This window comes from Psychrobacter sp. (assembly GCF_036731945.1).
Taxonomy (GTDB): Bacteria; Pseudomonadota; Gammaproteobacteria; order Pseudomonadales; family Moraxellaceae; genus Psychrobacter.
The window spans coordinates 3500-6360 of sequence record NZ_DAINDI010000049.1 but is presented as its reverse complement, the minus strand read 5'-3'; the positions used below and the strand labels follow the sequence as shown (position 1 = coordinate 6360).

Here is a 2861-nt window from a genome sequence, read left to right as displayed (position 1 = left end):
GCTTCACCGCCACCGATACATAAGGTTGCAACACCTTTTTTACCGCCAGTACGCTTAAGCGAGTTGATAAGGGTGACCAAGATACGCGCGCCAGAGCAGCCAACTGGATGGCCAAGGGCACAAGCGCCGCCTTCGACGTTAACTTTAGCGTGGTCGATTTTAAGTTCATCCATCGCAGCCATGGTCACCATCGCAAAAGCTTCGTTGATTTCCCATAAATCGACGTCTGCAATTGACCAGCCAGCTTTATCGAGTACTTTTTCAATCGCACCAATCGGAGCAATAGTAAATTCACTTGGATGACGTGAGTTAGAAGCAGTAGCAACAATACGCGCTTGGTAATCTAAACCTTCGGCTTTTGCTTGTGATTCTTTCATCATCACAACCGCCGCAGCCCCGTCTGAGATTGAGCTGGCGTTTGCCGCCGTAATCGTGCCTTCTTTTGCAAAGGCAGGACGCAGGGTAGGAATGCGCTCGGCATTGGCAAGCGCAGGCTGCTCGTCGGTATCGACTGTTTGCTCGCCTTTACGCGATTTGAAAGTGACAGGCTCAATTTCATCTTTAAAATGGTCGTCTTTAATCGCCGTCACAGCACGATTTAATGATTCAATAGCAAATTCGTCCATTTGCTCACGGCTATAGCCTTTTTCATCGGCCATTTCTTGCGCGAACTGCCCCATTAATTTGCCAGTTTCCGCATCTTCTAGGCCGTCTAAGAACATATGGTCTTTGACTTCTTTATGACCCATACGGTAACCGCCGCGCGACCCTGGCATGATGTAAGGCGCATTGGTCATCGATTCCATACCGCCAGCGACTGCGACGTTAAAGCTACCCGCTTTGATACCATCGTGCGCTTGCATGACCGCTTTTAGGCCAGAACCACAAAGCTTATTGATGGTAACGGCACCCGTGGCATCATTTAGACCTGCTTTACGCATGGCTTGACGGGCAGGGCCTTGACCAAGACCAGCGGTCAATATACAGCCCATAATAACTTCATCAATATTATCAACGCTCACGCCTGAACGCTCAACAGCAGCCTTGATAGCGGTTGCGCCCAATTCGGTTGCGCTGACGTCCTTTAAAGCACCTTGAAAACCACCCATTGGAGTACGGGCGCCATTTAAAATTACAATTGCATCATTTGACATCGTTATTTTTCCTTTTTCGGTATTTGAAACGAAAGTTTTTTTTAGTCATTAAAATAAAAGTTTCTAGCTAAGGTCATACGTTTATAGATGAATCGCGAGATAAATTACGCCAACTCATCTAAGCGAATACGGACGACTTTATCTGTAATGGTATCGAGCTTCTCGATTTTTTCAATCGCCAGATTCATCTGACTTTCAACCACAGGCAGGGTCAAAATAATCACTGGCACTTGGCCAAGCTTGTGCGCAGGTTTTTGTAAAATGGCATCAATATTGATACCAGCGTCACTCAAAATACGGGTGATGTCCGCCAAAACGCCCGGATTGTCATGCGCATGCACGCGCAGATAATAACCAGTAATCATTTGCTCAGCGCGCAAGATGGGTGTGTCGGATAATTGCTCTGGGATAAAGGCTAGATGCGGCACATGGTGACCGTTCGTGCTTTCATTGTTGCTATCTTTACTACCAAGAACGCGAACCAAATCCATCACATCAGCCATGACCGCAGAAGCCGTTGCTCCAGCACCAGCGCCATCACCGCAATATAGTGTCTGCCCAAGTGGGTGCGAGTTGACCAGTACCGCATTTTTTACGCCATTAACGTTGGCAAGTAGGGCATTTTGTGGAATGAGGGTTGGATGAACACGCAGCTCAATACCGGCCGCGCCATTACTACCTTGGTCATCACCTGAACCGTTACCTTCGCGACGTACCGCAAAGCCTAGATGTTTGATACGGTAGCCAAGCTCTTCGGCGTAGTTGACGTCTTGTAAGGTAATACCGGTGATACCTTCACAGTAAACTTTATCAAACTGTAGCGGAATGCCAAAGGCGATAGAGGCAAGTAGCGCAAGTTTGTGCGCGGCATCAATGCCTTCGACATCAAAGGTTGGGTCGGCTTCGGCGTAACCAAGCGCTTGCGCTTCACTTAAAACATCGGCGAACGGGCGACCTTTATCACGCATTTCAGTCATGATAAAGTTGCCTGTGCCATTTATAATACCAGCAAGCCATTCGATTTTATTGGCGGCAAGCGCTTCACGCATGACTTTGATAATTGGAATACCACCTGCCACTGCCGCTTCATAAGCAACGTGTACATTATGGGCTTCGGCAAAGGCGAAAATCTCGTTGCCGTGTTCGGCGAGCAAGGCTTTATTGGCAGTGACTACATGTTTGCCGTGTTTAATGGCATGCATAATCACATCTTTAGCCAAGGTCGTACCGCCAATCACTTCGATGACAATGTCGACATTGTCACTGGCAGCGGTTGCCATCAAGTCACTATTTTGTACGATGGTAGCGTCGATATCATCGCGCTGACGACGGGTACCGACTTCGGTAATCACAATGTCGCGTCCGCTACGGCGTTTTAACTCATCTAAATTGTCATTGATTAGATTGATCACGCCCGTTCCGACGGTGCCCAGACCAAGTATCGCTAGTTTGATGGATTTGCTCACAGTATCCTCAAGAGATTATAGAGTTGGATAAAAATGCTTCTATGACAGCGCTTACATAAAAAGCCTTATATAAAAGTGCTTAAATAAGAGGCTGATATAAAGAAGAAAAGTATAAAAATACATCGCTAATTTTACCTAGCGCTTCATCGTATCATACCGATAAGCGCTTGTGGCGTCTACCCAATCTCACTGTCGCTAAGGTCAGCAATATAAGGGGAGATGATTAGCTGGCATCAATCGC

The 2861-nt window shown here is 47.2% G+C and carries 2 protein-coding genes; both read right to left on the bottom strand.

The genetic code is table 11. From position 1 onward, the window contains the following. The coding region (locus V7D75_RS10415) for a thiolase family protein (protein WP_333614505.1) at positions 1–1154 on the bottom strand (1154 nt) is incomplete at its 3' end. A gap of 104 nt (positions 1155–1258) precedes the next feature. Beyond that, positions 1259–2620 (bottom strand): homoserine dehydrogenase, encoded by a 1362-nt coding sequence (locus tag V7D75_RS10410; RefSeq protein ID WP_333614504.1) that lies wholly within the window; start codon positions 2618–2620, stop codon positions 1259–1261. Positions 2621–2861 lie beyond the last annotated feature (241 nt).